This window comes from Streptomyces sp. NPDC046215, from assembly GCF_040646215.1.
GTDB lineage: Bacteria > Actinomycetota > Actinomycetes > Streptomycetales > Streptomycetaceae > Streptomyces > Streptomyces stramineus.
Window position 1 is genome coordinate 72,058 of record NZ_JBEYZW010000005.1, and the last position, 16,200, is coordinate 88,257.

A 16,200-nucleotide genomic window follows, 5' to 3' on the forward strand; every position below is an offset into this window, starting at 1 on the left:
CCGGAACCGACCACTGGAAGGAAGCGATGCCCATGAACGGCGTGGTTTCGACGTTCAACGAATGGGATCCCCTGGAGGAGGTCGTCGTCGGCCGGGTCGACGGGGCCATGACCTCCGCGTGGGACGTGCTCGACCGGATCACCGTGCCGCCCTCCTCCTGGGAGAAGATCGCCGCCTCGCCCGGCCACCGGGGCGCCCCGGTGCCCAGGGACGTGGTGGAGCGGGCGCAGGAGGGCCTGGAGGAGTTCCTCGGCATCCTCAAGGCGGCGCACGTCACCGTCCGCCGGCCCGACCCGCCGGACACCGCCCGCCCCTTTCGCACCCCCGGCTGGTCGGTGGCCAACGGCATGTCGGCCGCCAACCCGCGCGATCTGCTGCTCGTCGTCGGGGACGAGATCATCGAGGTGCCGATGGCCGACCGCAACCGGTACTTCGAGGTGTGGCCCTACCGCTCGCTCCTCACCGAGTACTTCCGGTCCGGCGCCCGCTGGACGGCGGCCCCCAAACCCCGGCTGACGGATGATCAGTTCCGGCCGGACTACGACGTGCCGGCCTGGTCCGCCGACATGACCTACTTCGTGACGGAGGCGGAGCCGGTCTTCGACGCGGCGGACATCATGCGCTGCGGCCGGGACCTGTTCATGGAGCGCAGCCACGTCACCAACCGCCTGGGCATCGAGTGGCTCAGGCGGCACCTCGGCCCGCAGTACCGCGTCCACGAGATCGCCTCCCGCTACTCCAGGGCGATGCACATCGACACCTCCCTGCTGCCGCTCGCACCGGGCAAGGTCCTGGTCAACCCGGAGTTCCTGGACCCGGACTCCCTCCCCGAGGTCTTCCGGTCCTGGGACGTCCTCATCCCACCCGAACCGGTGGTCACACCGGTCATGGAGCGCGGCCTGATGAGCCGCTGGAGCAGCGTCAACGTCCTGATGCTCGACCCGGAGCACGTGGTGGTGGAGCGGTCGCAGGCGCCGCTGATGAAGGCGTTCGAGAGCTGGGGCTTCGAGCCCGTACCGTGCTCCTTCGAGCACTACACGGTCTTCGGCGGCTCGTTCCACTGCGCCACGCTGGACATCCGGCGCAAGGGGACTCTGGAGTCGTACTTCTGATGAATGATCAGGTGAGTGCCGATCAGGTCGCCGGCGCGTCGGCGCCGGTGCCCTGGCCGGCCCAGCAGTGGTCGGCGGGCGCCCCGCGTCCGGCTCTGCCCGCGAAGGCGGTGCCGGACGCGGTGGCCGGCCGCGTGCACGCCCTGCTCGCCGCCGCGTCGGACGAACCGGTGTGCGCCTACGTCTACCAGCCGGACGTGGCGCGCCGCCGGGCCGCCGAGCTGCGGGAGCGGCTGCCGGACTGGGCGGAGGTCTACTACGCGGTGAAGGCCAACTCCTTCCCGCCGGTCCTCGCCGCCCTCGCCTCGGCCGTGGACGGGATGGACGTCGCCTCGGCGAGCGAGGCGGACGCCGCCCTGGCCGCGAGCGGGGGCGCCGCCCGGCTGATCGTCACCGGGCCCGGCAAGACGGACCGGCTGCTGGAGGCCGCCGTCCGGGCGGGCGCCCGGTTCGTCAGCGTGGAGAGCGAGCTCGAACTGCACCGGCTGGACGCCGCCGCCCGGCGCGCGGGGCGGCGGGTGCCGGTGGTGCTCCGGGTGAATTCCGCGACGGGTCCGCTCGACGGGGCGCTGCGGATGGACGGGCGGGCCACCCAGTTCGGCATCGGGGAGGACCGGCTGCCGGACGCCGTCGCCACCGCCCGCCGGCTGCCGGGCGTGGAGCCGGTCGGCTACCACTTCCACGTGGTGTCCGGAAGCCTCGACGCCGACCGGCACGCCGGCCACGTGCTCGACCGGCTGCGCTGGTCGGTGGCGGCCGCCCGTGAGCACGGCATCGACCTGCGCGTGGTGGACGTGGGCGGCGGGCTGGGCGTGCCGCCGTACGGCGGGGCACCCTTCGACCTGAGCCGCTTCACCGGCCTGCTCGCCGCCGCTCCCCCGCCGCCCGGGGTGCGGGTCGTCTTCGAACCCGGCCGCTGGCTGGTCGCGGACTGCGGCTTCTACGCGGCCCAGGTGACCGACCTCAAGCAGACGGCCGGCGAGTGGTTCGCCTTCCTGGCCGGCGGCATCAACCACTTCATGCTGCCCGCCCTGCTGGAGGTGGCGGTGGAGGCGGCCGTGCTGCCCGTCGCGCACTGGCCCTACCCCTGCCCGCGCCCGGAACTGCGGAACACGCCCGTGTCCCTGGCCGGCCCGCTGTGCACCCCGGAGGACATCCTGGCCCGGGGCATCACCGCGGACCGGCTCCGCGCCGGGGACGTCGTGGTCTTCCCGGTGGCGGGGGCCTACGGGTGGGAGTTCGCCGTGCGCGGCTTCCTCGGCCACCCGCCCGCGGTGCGGACGACCGCTCAGCCGACCTCGGTGCGCTCCTCGGGCACGGCCGCCCCGGCCGGGGGCGGCCGGTCCTGACCCGAGTACCGCAGCAGCCACAGCCCCGGCAGCCCGGCCAGCGCGACCATGACCGCCGCGGTCCAGCCGAGCCCGCCGTGCACCAGCAGCGGTGCGGCAATGGCCGAGCCGACCGGGGTGGTGCCCTGCATCAGGGTGCGCAGGGCGGCGAAGGCGCGGCCGTGCATCTCGGGCGGGATGCGGCGCATGCGCAGGGACTGCGCCCACACCGTCATCGGCGCGCTGAGCAGGCCGACGCAGAAGTACCCGGCCCCGACCACCACGGGCTGCGCCGCGCCGAGGACGGCGAGGAAGCCCAGCGCCGCGCCCGCCTGGCACCACGCGATCCGCCGCACCGATCCCCGGCCCCGGCGGCCGCCGGCCAGCGCCGCCCCCACGACCTCGCCCGCCGCGAGCGACGCCATCAGTGCACCGAGCGCGGACGCCCCGCCCAGCTCGTTCTTCGCCAGCCACGGGCCGACGACGAGCAGCAGCATGCCGTCGGCGACGTTGAACGCCATGAACGCGACCGTGGTGGCCACGATCACCTTGTCGCGGCCCACCACCCGCACCGAGGTCTTCGCGCCGGGTGCGTCCCGGGCGGCGGAGGCCCGTCGCCCGGGCGGTGCCAGCGGGCGCCGCACGCTCGCCACGGCGACCGCGAAGAACAGGTAGGTGGCGGCGTCGATCAGCAGCACGTTCGGCGCGCCCATCGCTCCGACGAGCACTCCGGCCAGCGCCGGGCCCACCACGGTGGACACGCTGAAGCTGAGGGCCTCCAGCGCGTTCGCGGTGTCCAGGTCGGGCTCGTCGACCAGTTGGGGGATCGCCGCCGGGAACCCGGCGAGCGGCACCATCTTCAACAGGCCGTAGACCGCGGCGACGACGAACGGCAGGGCCGTCGGCACGTCCCCCAGGGCCGCGGCGAGCGGCACCGAGGCCACGCACACCGCGCGGAGCACGCTGTCCGCCACGAGGACGGCGCGCTTGTCGAACCGGTCGAGCAGCGGCCCGACGGCGAGCCCGCCCAGCACCACGGGGGCGGTGAAGCACACGGCGAGCAGGCTGAGCTGCCCGGTGCCGCCGTCGTTGAGGACCAGCCAGGACAGCGCCAGCAGCGTCATCCCGTCACCGAGCAGCGACACCGACGCGCCGAACCAGACCCGCCCGAAGTCCCCGGACCCCAGCAGCCGCAGGTACGCCCTCACCGGCCCGGCCCCTCCTGCCCGGTGCGGGCGGCCGGTGCCGGGGCGTGCGGGAGCAGGCCGCCGCTCTCGTGGGCGAGCAGCCACCGTTTGACGTCCAGGCCGTAGTAGTAGCCGCCCAGGCTCCCGTCCGCGCGGCGGACCCGGTGGCAGGGGACGATCAGCGGCACCAGGTTGGACGCGCAGGCCGCGCCCGCCGCCCGCGCCGCTCCCGGCCGCTCGGCCCGCTCCGCCAGCTCCCGGTAGCTGACGGACGTCCCCGGCTCGACGCGGCGCATCTCCCGCCAGGCGGCCAGCCGGAAGCCGTTGCCGAACTGGACGACGGGCAGCTCGTCCAGGGCCGCCACGGCCCCGTCGAAGTAGGCCCGCACCGCCGACGTGTACGGCTCCAGCGCCTCGCGCGCCCGCGGCGAGCCGTCCCGGTACGGCCGCGGCAGTTCCCCCAGCAGCGCCGTCGGGTCGGCCGTGAACCCGGCGGCGACGATCCCGCCGGTCAGGGTGATCATGCTGAACGGGCCGAGCGGGGTCGGCACCGTCGTGGTGTCCATCGTGGGCGTGCCTTTCGGACGGAAAAGGACCGGCGGGTGGGGCGGGAGGAGCGCGAGCCCGCGCGGGTGGCTAGCCGGGCTGCCGGCCGGTGGGGGGCGGGACCGCGGAGCACAGGTGCATGACCGCGTAGGAGCGCCAGGGGCGCCAGCGGTGGGCGTGGCCGTCCGGGTCGCGGGGCGGGGAGCCGGGCGCCACGGGCAGGGCCTGGAGCGCCGCGCGGACCGCCGGCTCGCCCGCGTCGAAGGCGTCGGGGTCGCCCAGGACGTGCATCGCGATCCGCTGGACGGTCCACGGCTCGACACCGGGCAGCCCGCACAGCGCGGCGACGGCCGCCTCCCGGTCCGCGTCCCGCTCCAGGGACAGCTTCTCGCCGGCCACGGCACCGGCGAGCGTGCGCACACCGGCGCACGCGGCCGACGTGCCGGGGCCGGGCGCGCCCGGTTCGGCGGCGGGCCGGGCGGTGGCCGTATCCGCGTGGGGGCCTGCGGCGGCCTGTCCGGTGGCCGCCCGTGCGGCCGTCTCCGCGAGGGCTCCGGTCAGGTCCGCCTGGGCCAGGGCCGCGGGGGACGGGAACAGGGGGGCGGGCCCGCCGTCCGGGGCGGTGAGGGGATCGCCGTAGCGGGCCACCAGCCAGCCGCACAGCTGCCCGGCCCGGGCGGGCGGCAGGTACTGCTCGGTGAGCAGCCGGACCGCCAGCTCGAAGCCGTCGGCGCTGCCCGGCACGCGCAGGCCCGGCGTCGCCCGGACCAGCGGACCCAGCAAGGGGTCGGCGCCCAGCGTCCCGGCCACGGCGGCGGGGTCGGAGTCGAGGTCGAGGAGATCGCGGCAGCGCCGTACCGCGGCGGTGACGTCCCGCAGGTCCGACAGCCACAGCCGCACGGTCACCTGCTGGTGTCCGGCGTCCCGGTCCGCCCGGCAGCCGGTGAGGTCCAGCTCGGCCCGGCCGCTGCCGCGCGGCAGCCGCAGGGCCCGGCGGAGCCGGCGGTCCCCGACCTCCTCCACGCCCGGCAGCGCCCGGTCCCGGAACCAGGAGAGCAGGGCGCCGGCCGCGAGCGGCGGGCGGTAGCGCAGCCGGAGCACCAGCGGCCCGGCCTGCGCCCCGGGCCCGTCGGGCGGCGCCCCGCCCTGCCCGCCGGGCCGTGTCCGGCCGGCCCGGCGCAGCTCGCGCGGCGAACAGCCGAAGGCGGCGCGGAACCCGTCGTTGAACTGGCGGATGCTGGAGTACCCGGCGGCGAAGGCGACGTCCAGCAGCGGCAGCGCGCTGGATTCGATCAGCAGCCGGGCCACCTGGTTGCGGCGGTTCAGGGCCAGGGCGAGCGGGCCGACGCCGACCTCCGCGACGAGCTGGCGGTGCAGGTGGCGTTCGCTCACGGCGAGCTGCGCCGCGACGCCCGCCACCCCGATCTCGTCCACGGCGCCGCGCGCGATGAGCCGCAGCGCGCGGGCCACCAGGTCGCCGCGCACGTTCCACTCGGGGGCGGAGGGGTGGACCTCCGGGCGGCAGCGGCGGCAGGCCCGGAAGCCGGCGGCCTCGGCCGCCGCCGCGATGCGGAAGAAGCGCACGTTCTCCCTCTTGGGGGTGCGCGAGCCGCACACCGGGCGGCAGTAGACGCCCGTCGTGGTGACCGCCACGTAGAAGGTCCCGTCGAACCGGGAGTCTCTGCTGGCCATGGCCCGGTAGGAGGTCTCGAAATCCAGCACGCGGACATTCTGGCCCTCCTCGCGCCGTCGCGTCTGGCGGGAATCGGACAGGGTGATGCGGGGCCCGGTACGGCATGGCCGCGGAGGACCGGGGCGATTAAAATGATCGTCGGCTCGAAACCGCTCCAGGATGTCCCGCACCGCCGTACCGGCCGGCCGAAAGGCCGCAGTGAGGAAGTCCGATGACAGACCGTCAGGGGGGAGGCGGCGCGCGGCGCGTGGTCGACCTCGGCGAGGCGGAAGGGTTCGTCCGCCAGTACCACCGGGAGGTCGGCCGAACCGATCTGCTGTACCCCCGGCTCGCCGAGGTGCGCCGGGAGATCGACAAGACCGGAACGTACCGCCACACGGCCGAGGAGCTCGCCTTCGGCGCCCGCGTGGCGTGGCGCAATTCCGCCCGCTGCATCGGGCGCCTCTACTGGCGCAGCCTCCAGGTGCGCGACCGCCGGCACGTGACGGACGCCGCCGAGGTGGCCGCCGAGTGCTTCGCCCACCTGCGGACCGCCACCAACGGCGGCCGGATCCGGCCGGTCCTCACCGTCTTCGGGCCGGACGACGCCGCGGGGCCGCCGGTGCTGATCTGGAACGAACAGCTCGTCCGGTACGCCGGCCACCAGAAGTTCGACGGCGGCTACACCGGGGACCCGCGGGGCTACGGGATCGCCGAGCTCGCCGTCCGCCTCGGCTGGCAGCCCTCCGGCGGCCCCTGCGACGTGCTCCCGCTCCTGATCGAGACCAGGCACGAGGGCCTGCGCATGTTCGAGATCCCCCCCGAGGACGTCCTCGAGGTCCCGATCGTCCACCCGTCCCTCGACTGGTTCGCCGGCCTCGGCCTGCGCTGGTACGCGGTGCCCGCCATCTCCCACATGCGGCTGCGGATCGGCGGCGTCTCCTACTCCGCGGCGCCCTTCAACGGCTGGTACATGGGCACGGAGATCGGCGTCCGCAATCTGTCCGACGCCGACCGCTACGACATCCTGCCCGAGGTGGGCCGCCGCCTCGGCCTGGACACCTCCAGCGACCGCACCCTCTGGCGCGACCAGGCCCTGGTGGAGGTCAACCGCGCCGTCCTGCACTCCTTCGACAGCGCCGAGGTGACGATCAGCGACCACCACACGGAGTCCGAGCGGTTCCTGAGGCACCTCGCCAGGGAGGAACTGGCGGGCCGGTCCTGCCCGGCGGACTGGTCGTGGATCGTGCCGCCCATGTCCGGGGCCCTCACCCCCGTCTTCCACCGCTATTACGACGAGGACCGCCCCCGGCCCGACTTCCACCTCGACGAGCCCGCCCGGCTGCGGGCCCGCGGCATCAGCCCGCAGCCGGACCCCCGCCTCGGCACCCGGGTGCCGGCGCGCAGGTGCCCGGCGTCCCACGGGTGAACGCCGGCCCCCCGATCAGCCCCGCGCCACCGGCCCGACGACCGTCCCCGACAGGAACGCCGCGGAGAACTGCTGCACGTCGACAGGCGCGTCGATCACCAGACGCGCCCGCAGGAGGCGCCGCGCCGGGCGGCCGTTGCCCGGGTGGGCGGCGGTCAGCGCGCCCGGGGCGGGGCCGGTCCCGAGCCCGGTCCCGTCCGCGTATTCGAGCATGAGCGCCGGGCCCGACAGCCGGTCCAGGGACAGCACCAGGTCGGCCTCGTCCCACGCGCCGGGGTCGGCGAAGTCCTGCGAGGCCACGGCCTCGAAACCCATGCGGCTCTTGAAGGTGAACAGGCCCGGCTGCGCCAGGTGGCCGTAGAGGTTCGGGTCGTCGCCCAGGGTCGCCCACGTGTACCCCTTCTCGCGGGCCACCTGGAGGGCGGTGCAGTACACCGGCCGCGGATAGCCCGCCCGCCGGGCCGGCTCGGTGACGGCGGACCAGCGGATCCGGATCGCGCTCTCGTCCGGGCACTCCAGCGCCAGGCACCCGCCGATCAGTTCGTCCGCACGGTAGAGGAACACGCCGAAGTATTTCTCCGGCCCCTCCAGGATCGCCGTGCGGAACCGCCGCGCGAACGCCACGCCGTACCGCATGGCGGCGATCCGCTCCTCGTACAGGTCCAGGAAGGGGTCGAGAGCGGCCGCCGACACCCGGTCCTCGACGACCTCCCGGACGCCCTCCGCCGCCATCCGCCGCCGCGCCCGGTGGACGTACTGGCGGCTCTTGTGCGGGATTCCGCCGAGGAAGGCGTCCTCGCTCTCGCCGAGCCGGGCCACCCAGGTGAGGGTGGCCGGCTTGCGGACGAAACCGCGGCGGGCCAGTTCGTCCCACATCTCCGGGGGCGGGTTCGTCATCCGCACGACGGCGACAGGCTGCTCCAGCCCCGTCCAGGGGGCGCGTTCGTGATCCAGATCCTCGGGGCGAACGGCCGCCACGGGTAATCCGAAGTCGTCGACGATTTCCATGAGTTCCTCTTCCTGCGCGGTGGAGACGCTGCGGACGAAGCGGGGGCATTCTCCCAGCGGCGGTCGCCGATTTCGCCGCCCTGGAGGGCATTTCGGCCGGGGAATGCAGCGGGCGGGGCGGTTCACGGGGTGCTCGGCGCCCGCCCGGGGGCCCCGCCGGAGTACCCGGGCCGCCTGTCCCGTACGGCCCCGTGCCCGCCGGGGAGCCCCGCGCGGCCGAGCGTGCGCCGGAGGATCGAATATAGAGTGCGGCGAGAGCGCCGGACCGGCCACGGGAATTCGCGCTTTCGCGCGGACAATCGAGCGGCGGTGTGGGGAACGGCGCCTCGTCGCGCCTCGCACCGGCCCGGGTGTGAGGATGGCAGGAATGGCCGAGACGGTCGGAGATACCCGTCCACGGGTGGTGGTGATCGAGAGCATTCCCCTGATCCTGCGGGGATTGCGTGCCGCGCTGGAGGGTGACGGATGCGCCGTCCCGGCCGGGACCGGGGATCCGCACGCGGGCGTGCGAGCGGTGCTGGAGCAGAAGCCCGAGGTCGTCCTCGTCGACCTCGACCTGCCCGGTGGCGCGGGGATCAGGCTGCTCCAGCGGCTGCGCCGCCGCTGCCCGGCGACGCGGCTGATCGCCACGGCGTCCCCGCAGCACGACGCCGACCGTCTTCTGCTGTCCGCGCTCATGGCGGGCGCCACGGGCTATCTCCTGAAGGACGCGGAGACCGCGGACGTTCTGTGCGTCGTGCACGCGGTGCGGCGGGGTTGCGTCACCCTCGGCCCCCGGGCCGGCGGCGATCTCTCCGATCTGCTCGTACGCCTGGCGGGAACCGCCGAGACCTTTCCGTTCCCGGCGCTCACCCACCGGGAACGGGAGGTGCTGCGCTTGGTCTCGCTCGGCTACGGGAACCGGCGGATAGCGCGGGAGTTGTTCATATCGGAGAAGACCGTGCGGAACTACGTCTCGGCCATCCTGCCGAAGATTCACGCTTCGAGCCGTTCGGAGGCCATTCTTTCCGTGCGGCTGGCGGGGCCGGAGGCGGCTCGCCCCGACGCCGGCCCGGGTACCGCCGCCGCCGGCTCCGGCTGGTGAGCGGAGCCGCGGTGAAGTGTGATCCGCATCGGCCGGCCGGGCCGGGAGCGTCAGTGGGCGTGGGTGACGAGCCCGGAGGCCACGAGGTGGCGCACGCTGTCGCTCACGTGCCGGCCGGCCTCGGCCGAGCCGGCCGACAGGCCGGCCGCGCGGGCGTATGCCGCGTACAGGGAGTCGAGGTCGCGTCCGTCGCACAGCGAGTAGACCGTCCAGGCACGTGAGTTGAGCCAGTGCATGCGGGCCGAACCGGCCGTGCTGACGAGGAGTTGCCCCAGGGCGGGCAGGGCACACGCGTCCACGGGGGTGACCCGCTGGAGGGTGCCGCCGGGCCCCACGGGCCCCGGCCGCGGGCCGGCTGCCGCGGGCCGGTCGCGGGGCGGTGGTGCGTCAGCGTCCACGAGGCGGAGCGTGGTGAGGAGCAGGCGCGCGAGCCGGTGCCCGTTCTCGGTCAGCGCCTCGTCCGGCAGCGACAGGACGCGTCCGGCGAGGTAGCGGGCCCGTTCCGCGCCGGTCCGGTACCTGCCCTGCCGCGCGGCGGGGGTGCCGGGGGTGGGCTCGTCGAGGGCCTCGGCCGGCGGAGGCGGGCCGAATCTCCGCCGGACGGCCGCGCCGGCCGTGGCCGCCGCGGCCCGGAGGACCAGCAGGTGCACGTAGAAGTGGAGGGCGACGAACACCCGGATGACGGTCCAGGAGCCTGTGCGCCACGGGATCGGGACCTGCTCCGTGGCGTTCCTGACCACGGAGCCGGTGCGCAGGGCGTCGAAGAGCTTGAGGTGGGAGCCCTCGTGCAGGAGGCTCTCGGCGGCGAGCCACGGGGTCGCGCAGCGCTCGGGGGCCAGCAGCAGCGAGGACGGGAGCGGGTCGCCGCCGGACATGGACTGGAGGGGGCCTTCCCGGCTCTCGCGGCGTGCGAATCCGACCATGCTGACGTGCCGCAGCACGCTCGCCCCGGTCTCCGGCATCAGGGCCACGAGGAGTTCCGCGCCCTCCCGCAAGGTGGCGCGGGCGGCGTCCGTCGGAGCGACCGGTCCTGGTGCCCGGCTGTCGGCGAGCGCGCCGCGGTACAGCTCCATGAGGCGCGCGCCCAGCTTCCCGTCCGCCGTGCCGCGCGGCGCCGGCTCGGTCAGGATCCACGCGTCCCCGAGGCCGGGCCAGGCCCGCCGGTGGGGCCGGGTGAGGCGTTCGCACGGCCCCGTGGAGGACGCGTCGGTCACCGGCAGGCCGGCGAGGTGCGCGCCGAGCGCCCCGCGGTCGAGCGTGCCGTTCTCCAGACGGAGGATGTCGTCCTCGAAGCAGTGGCGCAGCACGGGGTCGTACAGCAGCGGGCGCAGGCGCTCGTCCGTCCGGGCGGCCGTCGTGCGCAGTGCCGGCGCGTCGGTGCCGTCCTTGCGCGCCAGCATGGCCAGCCCCAGCCGGAAGCGGGCGAGGTTGCGCTGGTCGATGGCGGCGGAGTCGCCGAACTGCCGGTCGGCGCAGAGCAGGGTGTCGGCCCGGACCGCCGCGTCAGCGGCGGAGGGGCCGACGGTGGGGAAGTCGGGCAACGGCGAACCGTCCCTCGGTGTCAGGCGGCGCACGGGCGAGCGGTCAGGCGGTCAGGGCCGCCTGGTAGGAGGGGAGCCAGGCCCGCTCCGCCGGGGAGTCGGTGGCTACGTCGGGGGCCTCCTCTTCGCGGTAGGCCGCAGGGGGCAGGTCGGGTACGTCGAGGTGGTCGACCAGCATGTGCCGTCCCTTTCGTTCGGTGTACGGCTTCGATGTATGGCACAGCATTCTCCGGCGTTCCCGTCCCGCCGGGATGGGACCGCTGTCCCGGTTCTTGTCCCGCCCCGGAGGCGGGGGCGCTCATCCCAGCTGACGCCGTACCAGCTCGTGGAACAGGCCGCCGGTGTCGGCCAGGAGTTGCGCCGGCGGGCCCTGCTGGACGACCCGGCCGTCCGCCATGGCGATCACCCGGTCGGCGTCCATGACCGTGGAGAGCCGGTGGGCGATCACGACGCGGGTGGCGCGCAGGGCGCGGGTGGACTCGATGACCACGCGCTGGGCCTCATTGTCCAGCGCGCTGGTGGCCTCGTCGAAGAAGAGGACGCGCGGCTTGCGGACGAGGGCCTGGGCGATCATCAGCCGCTGGCGCTGGCCGCCCGACACCGTGCCGCCGCCGTCGGAGAGCATGGTGTGCATGCCCATGGGCATGGCCTTGATGTCCTCGGCCAGGCCCGCCATCGCGGCGGCCTCCCACGCCTCCTCAGGGGTGAACGCCTCGGCGCCGCAGATGCATTCGAGGATCGAGCCGGAGAACGGCTGGGCGTCCTGCAGGACGACGCCGCACTGGCGGCGGACGGCCGCCTGGTCGAGTGCCGCGAGGTCCTGGCCGTCGTACAGCACGCTGCCGGAGGCCGGTTTGTCGAAGCCGATGAGCAGGCGCAGCAGGGTCGATTTGCCGGAGCCGCTGGCCCCGACGATCGCGACGAACTCGCCCGGCCGCACCTGGAGCGATACGCCGTCGAGGACGAGCGGGCCGTCGTCGGTGTAGCGGTAGGACAGCTGCCGGGCCTCGACGGCGCCGCTCAGTTCGCCCGGTGGGGTGCTGGAGGCGCGGACCTCGGGGGCCGCGCGGAGGATGGGCTTGAGCTGTTCGAACATCGGTTGCACGGCTGCGGCCGAGATGAGCGCGCCGGTCAGCTGGGTGACCGAGGACAGCAGCATCGTCACGGCCGTGCTGAAGGTGAGGAATTCACTGGCGGACATGGTGCCGCGGGCCGGGCCGGCCAGCAGCATGAACATCACGAGGGTGCACAGCGGCAGGCAGACCGCGTTGAGCACGGCGACGGCGTTCTTGACGCGGCCGATGCGCTGTTGCAGTTCGCGGGTGCGGGCGAACTCCCGGGCCCAGGCGGCGTAGGCGAAGCTCTCGGCGGCGGCCACGCGGAGCTTGGGCAGCCCGCGCAGGGTCTGGAACGCCTGGTTGTTGAGCTTGTTGCCGAGCGCGATCAGCCGGCGCTGGTAGCGCAGTTGCCACAGCCCGAGGGTGAGGAAGACGGCGGCGACGGCGAGCAGCATGGCGAGGGCCGCCAGTGCCAGGGGCACGCTGTAGACGAGCAGCAGGACGAGGTTCATCGTGCCGACGGTGCCGGCCTGGACGGTCACCGGGCCGATGCCGGACAGGACGCGGCGGATGGCGCTGACGCCCATGGCCGCGCCGGCCAGTTCGCCGGTGGAGCGGCCGGTGAAGAACGTCGTCGGCAGCCGGAGCAGCCGGTCCCACACGGCCGGCTGCAAGGTGGCTTCGATGCGGCCTTCCAGGCGCAGGAGGGAGATGTTCTGGAGCAGCATGAAGGCGGCGGAGACGACGGCGGTGGCGACGAGCGCGAGGGTGGTCGCCATGATGAGGCCGGTCTCGGCGGCGGGTACGTAGGCGCCGAGCACTTTGCCGGTGGCGATGGGGACGAGCGCGCCCAGGGCGACGGCGACGAGGCCGCCCACGGCGAGGCCGCGCAGCTCGCCGCGGGTGCCGCGCACGCTGAAGCGCAGCAGCCGCCACAGGCTCAGCTCCCCTTCGGGCAGGGGGCGGTAGAACATGACGGCGCGCCGCTCGTAGGCGGCCGCGCCGGTCTTGCCGACGCGCTGCCGGGTGCCGGTGGCGGGGTCGACGGCCTCGTAGGCGCCGCGCCGCCACAGCAGGGCGACGGGTGCCCCGTCCGTGGCGCGGCGGCCGACGAGGGGGCCGCTGTCCTCCCGCCACCAGCGCCCGTCGAGTGCGACGGCGCGGGTGCGGATCCGGGAGGCGAGCGCGACGCGTTCGACGGGGTCGCAGCGCTGGGAGCCGGCGCCCGCCGCCCCCGGGTCGGTCAGGGTGATGCCGGCGTCGTCGGCGACCAGGCGGCACACGGCGAGGGTCGCGTCGTCGTCCGTGCCGTGCCGGGGGGACCGGCCGGGGCGGCCGATGGAGGCGAGCAGCGTCCGGTCCGCCCGGGTGCGGGCCGCCTCGCCGGCCTCGATGCCGGCCGCCGTGCGGTCCTCGTGGGCGCGTTCGAGCTGCTCGATCCAGTCGTCCAGGGCGTACAGCAGGCGGTACTGCTGGTCGACCATGCCCTGCCACACCGCCGGGTCGACGAGGAGGGTTCCGGCGGCCTCCGCCTCGTAGGCGGCGCCGTACCGCACGCTGCCCGGCGCGAGCTGCATCCACAGGATGTCGTCGTCGGCCCCGGCGTGGGCGGTGGTGGCGCGGCCGTCCAGCGGTGCCTGGTAGAGCACGCGCAGGCCGCGGCCGATGCCGCGGGCGAAGGCGTCCTCCAGGGGGCTCGGCGCCGGGGCGGCGTACCCGTACGGCCCCTGCTCGGCGTACGCGTCTTCTTCGTACGGGGGCCGGTAGAGCTCGCGCAGTTCGATGCGGCGCAGCAGGCAGCCGCGCAGCGGGCGGGCGACGAGGGTGTGTCCGGGGCCTTCGGCCGGGCCGAGCAGCAGGGTGCCGGTCTCCAGCCGGCCCAGGAAGTGCCAGTGGCCCGCTTGCGCGGCGTCGACGGCGAACAGGTCGAGGGCGCCGTCGACGACGAGCCACAGCACGAGCGGCCCTTCGAGGGGCAGGGTGCGCAGGCCGGCGCAGTCCACCGCCGAGCCGAGTCCGCCGAGGGCGGCCACGACGGGGTCGGGGGCGGGCCGTGGGCCGGTGGCCGTGGTGGGGTGCGGGAAGGTCACCTCAATGCTCCTTGACCAGGGCGGCGTACGCGCCGCGCGCGGCCACCAGGTGCTCGTGGCGGCCGCGTTCGACGACCGTGCCCCGGTCGAGGACGACGATCTCGTCGCTGTCGCGGACGGTGCTCAGCCGGTGGGCGATGACGACGCAGGCGCAGCCGCGGCGGCGCAGGTTGTCGATGACGATCTGTTCGGTCGCCGCGTCCAGCGCGCTGGTCACCTCGTCGAGAATGAGGACGCTGGGGCGGCGCACCAGGGCCCGGGCGATCTCCAGGCGCTGGCGCTGGCCGCCGGAGAAGTTGCGGCCGTCCTGCTCGACGCGGCTGTGGATGCCGCCGGGGCGCCGGGCCACCACGTCGTGCACGGCGGCGTCCTCCAGGGCGGTGACGACGGCTTCGTCGGTGAGGGAGGGGTCCCACAGCGCGACGTTGTCGCGGACGGTGCCCTCGAAGAGGAAGACGTCCTGGTCGACGAAGGAGACGGAGGCGGCCAGCGCGCCGCGCGGGATGTCCTCCAGCCGCATCCCGTCGATGCGGATGGTGCCTTCCCAGGGCGTGTGGAGGCCGGAGAGCAGCCGGGAGACGGTGGACTTTCCGCTGCCGGAGCCGCCGACGAGCGCGACCTGCTGCCCGGGGCCCACCGAGAGGGAGAAGTCCTTCAGCAGCGGGGCGTCCAGGGGGCTGTAGCCGAAGGTGATGTTCTCCAGTTCCACGCGGCCCTTGAGGCGGCGGGTGCCGGCGGGGGGTTCGCGCCGGGCGAAGAGGGGGTCGACGGGGAAGTTCTCGACGTCCTTGAGGCGGGCGACGTCGGCCGCGAAGTCCTGGATCCGCCCGGCCGTCCCGTTGAGGCGGGTCAGGGGCGCGGTGAAGCTGGTGACCAGGGCCTGGAAGGCGACGAGCAGCCCGACGGAGAGGTGGCCCTCGACGGCCCGCAGGCCGCCGATCATCAGGATGAGGGCGCTGTTGAGCGCGGCCAGGGTGGGGGCGACGACGGCCAGCCAGGCGCTGGGGACGCCGAGCCGCTGCTGCACGTCGAGGGTGACGGCGTGCCGGCCGGCCCAGCGGCGGAAGAAGCCGTTCTCGCCGCCGGCGGCCTTCATCGTCTCGATGAGCGTCAGGCCGCTGTAGGAGGTGTTGGTGAGGCGGGCGCTCTCGGCGCGCAGCTTCTGGGTGCCGGTGGCCCGCAGGCGGATCACGATGCGCATGGCCACCACGTTGAGCAGGGCGATGCCGATGCCGACGACGGTGAGCTGCGGGTCGTACGTCCACAGCAGGATCGCGTAGAGGACCACGACCACCGCGTCGACGCCGGCGGCGGCGAGGTCCCGCGCGAGGGTCTCGGCGACGGCGTCGTGGGACTGCAGGCGCTGGATCAGGTCGGCGGGGTTGCGCTGGGAGAAGAAGGTGACGGGGAGCCTGAGCAGGTGCCGCAGGAAGCGGGCGCTGCCCAGGGTGGAGGTGATGATGCGGCCGCGCAGCAGATTGGCCTGCTGGAGGGCGGTGAGGGTGCCCGTGAGCACCAGGGCGGTGGCCATCGACGCGAAGAGGACGCCCAGCAGGGACGTCTGTTCGCCGATCAGGAACATGTCGATGTAGGTGCGGCTCAGCGCGGGCACGGCCGCGCCGACGGCCACCAGCAGCAGGCTGGCGAGCAGGGCGGCGAGCAGGGTGCCCGAGGTGCCGCGCAGGCGGGCCGCGAGCCCGTCCGCGACACCGGGCTTGCGGCCGGCGCGGCGGAACCCCTCCCCGGGTTCGAAGGTGAGCACGACCCCGGTGAAGGAGGCGTCGAACTCGTCCATGGGGACGAACCGGCGCCCCTTGGCCGGGTCGTTGACGTACACGCCACGGCGGCCGAGGCGGCGGCCCTGGCCGTCGTAGACGACGTAGTGGTTGAACTCCCAGAAGAGGACGGCCGGCGGGCTCACCCCGGCGAGCGCCGCCAGGTCCATCTGCATGCCCTTGGCGTTCAGCCCGTAGCCGCGGGCGGCCTTGAGGAGGTTGCCGGCGCGGGAGCCGTCGCGGGAGACGCCGCAGGCGATGCGCAGCTCCTCCAGGGGAACGAAGCGGCCGTAGTGGCCGAGGACCATGGCCAGCGCGGCGGCGCCGCACTCCACCGCCTCCATCTGCAGCACGGTGGGGGTGCGCACGG

General features: G+C 74.7%; 12 protein-coding genes. 4 read left to right on the forward strand and 8 right to left on the reverse strand.

Annotated features, from left to right (window positions below; all coding sequences use genetic code 11):
• Nucleotides 1-32: 32 nt before the first annotated feature.
• Nucleotides 33-1,112, forward strand: coding sequence for an amidinotransferase (locus tag ABZ951_RS03550; RefSeq protein ID WP_344085647.1), 1,080 nt, complete (start codon nucleotides 33-35; stop codon nucleotides 1,110-1,112).
• A gap of 11 nt (nucleotides 1,113-1,123) precedes the next feature.
• Nucleotides 1,124-2,461 carry an alanine racemase gene (locus ABZ951_RS03555; RefSeq protein ID WP_361278773.1) on the forward strand — a complete coding sequence of 446 codons (1,338 nt, stop codon included), beginning with the start codon at nucleotides 1,124-1,126 and terminating at the stop codon, nucleotides 2,459-2,461.
• Here ABZ951_RS03555 and ABZ951_RS03560 read toward each other — a convergent pair.
• The 3 genes from ABZ951_RS03560 to ABZ951_RS03570 all read right to left on the reverse strand — a co-directional run bounded on the left by ABZ951_RS03560 (nucleotide 2,401) and on the right by ABZ951_RS03570 (nucleotide 5,895).
• Nucleotides 2,401-3,648: an MFS transporter gene (locus ABZ951_RS03560; RefSeq protein ID WP_344085654.1), complete on the reverse strand. Its 1,248-nt coding sequence runs from the start codon at nucleotides 3,646-3,648 to the stop codon at nucleotides 2,401-2,403. The two genes, ABZ951_RS03555 and ABZ951_RS03560, sit on opposite strands and share 61 nt — an antisense overlap.
• Nucleotides 3,645-4,193, reverse strand: a complete 549-nt coding sequence (locus ABZ951_RS03565; RefSeq protein WP_344085657.1) for a methylated-DNA--[protein]-cysteine S-methyltransferase — start codon at nucleotides 4,191-4,193, stop codon at nucleotides 3,645-3,647. The genes ABZ951_RS03560 and ABZ951_RS03565 overlap by 4 nt, the downstream gene beginning before the upstream one ends.
• Before the next feature lie 70 nt (nucleotides 4,194-4,263).
• On the reverse strand, nucleotides 4,264-5,895 hold the full coding sequence (locus ABZ951_RS03570; protein WP_361278778.1) for an AlkA N-terminal domain-containing protein: 1,632 nt from the start codon (nucleotides 5,893-5,895) through the stop codon (nucleotides 4,264-4,266).
• Nucleotides 5,896-6,077: 182 nt separating this feature from the next.
• Here ABZ951_RS03570 and ABZ951_RS03575 point away from each other — a divergent pair, with 182 nt between their 5' ends.
• Nucleotides 6,078-7,274: a nitric oxide synthase oxygenase gene (locus tag ABZ951_RS03575; RefSeq protein WP_344085663.1), complete on the forward strand. Its 1,197-nt coding sequence runs from the start codon at nucleotides 6,078-6,080 to the stop codon at nucleotides 7,272-7,274.
• 15 nt (nucleotides 7,275-7,289) lie between these two features.
• On the opposite strand, the gene ABZ951_RS03580 is transcribed toward ABZ951_RS03575, so the two are convergent.
• Nucleotides 7,290-8,282: a hypothetical protein gene (locus ABZ951_RS03580; RefSeq protein WP_344085665.1), complete on the reverse strand. Its 993-nt coding sequence runs from the start codon at nucleotides 8,280-8,282 to the stop codon at nucleotides 7,290-7,292.
• Nucleotides 8,283-8,649: 367 nt separating this feature from the next.
• Between ABZ951_RS03580 and ABZ951_RS03585 the strand changes: the two genes are divergently transcribed.
• Nucleotides 8,650-9,366 (forward strand): response regulator transcription factor, encoded by a 717-nt coding sequence (locus ABZ951_RS03585; protein WP_344085668.1) that lies wholly within the window; start codon nucleotides 8,650-8,652, stop codon nucleotides 9,364-9,366.
• Between the two features lie 50 nt (nucleotides 9,367-9,416).
• Here ABZ951_RS03585 and ABZ951_RS03590 read toward each other — a convergent pair whose 3' ends face one another.
• From ABZ951_RS03590 to ABZ951_RS03605, 4 genes are all read right to left on the reverse strand, one after another.
• Nucleotides 9,417-10,907, reverse strand: a complete 1,491-nt coding sequence (locus ABZ951_RS03590; protein ID WP_344085671.1) for an HEXXH motif-containing putative peptide modification protein — start codon at nucleotides 10,905-10,907, stop codon at nucleotides 9,417-9,419.
• A 43-nt stretch (nucleotides 10,908-10,950) separates the two neighbouring features.
• A complete protein-coding gene (locus tag ABZ951_RS03595; protein WP_344085675.1) occupies nucleotides 10,951-11,085 on the reverse strand; it encodes a hypothetical protein in 135 nt (44 codons plus the stop codon).
• Between the two features lie 120 nt (nucleotides 11,086-11,205).
• Nucleotides 11,206-14,055: an NHLP bacteriocin export ABC transporter permease/ATPase subunit gene (locus tag ABZ951_RS03600; RefSeq protein WP_344085678.1), complete on the reverse strand. Its 2,850-nt coding sequence runs from the start codon at nucleotides 14,053-14,055 to the stop codon at nucleotides 11,206-11,208.
• A gap of 1 nt (nucleotide 14,056) precedes the next feature.
• A complete protein-coding gene (locus tag ABZ951_RS03605) occupies nucleotides 14,057-16,198 on the reverse strand; it encodes an NHLP family bacteriocin export ABC transporter peptidase/permease/ATPase subunit (protein ID WP_344085681.1) in 2,142 nt (713 codons plus the stop codon).
• Nucleotides 16,199-16,200: the final 2 nt, after the last annotated feature.

What these genes read in the sequence shown, in the direction of transcription:
- ABZ951_RS03550 (WP_344085647.1), top strand. Translation starts at nt 33, where the DNA reads ATGAACGGCGTGGTTTCGACGTTCAACGAATGGGATCCCCTGGAGGAG.
- ABZ951_RS03565 (WP_344085657.1), bottom strand. Translation starts at nt 4,193, where the DNA reads ATGGACACCACGACGGTGCCGACCCCGCTCGGCCCGTTCAGCATGATC.
- ABZ951_RS03575 (WP_344085663.1), top strand. Translation starts at nt 6,078, where the DNA reads ATGACAGACCGTCAGGGGGGAGGCGGCGCGCGGCGCGTGGTCGACCTC.
- ABZ951_RS03580 (WP_344085665.1), bottom strand. Translation starts at nt 8,282, where the DNA reads ATGGAAATCGTCGACGACTTCGGATTACCCGTGGCGGCCGTTCGCCCC.
- ABZ951_RS03585 (WP_344085668.1), top strand. Translation starts at nt 8,650, where the DNA reads ATGGCCGAGACGGTCGGAGATACCCGTCCACGGGTGGTGGTGATCGAG.
- ABZ951_RS03595 (WP_344085675.1), bottom strand. Translation starts at nt 11,085, where the DNA reads ATGCTGGTCGACCACCTCGACGTACCCGACCTGCCCCCTGCGGCCTAC.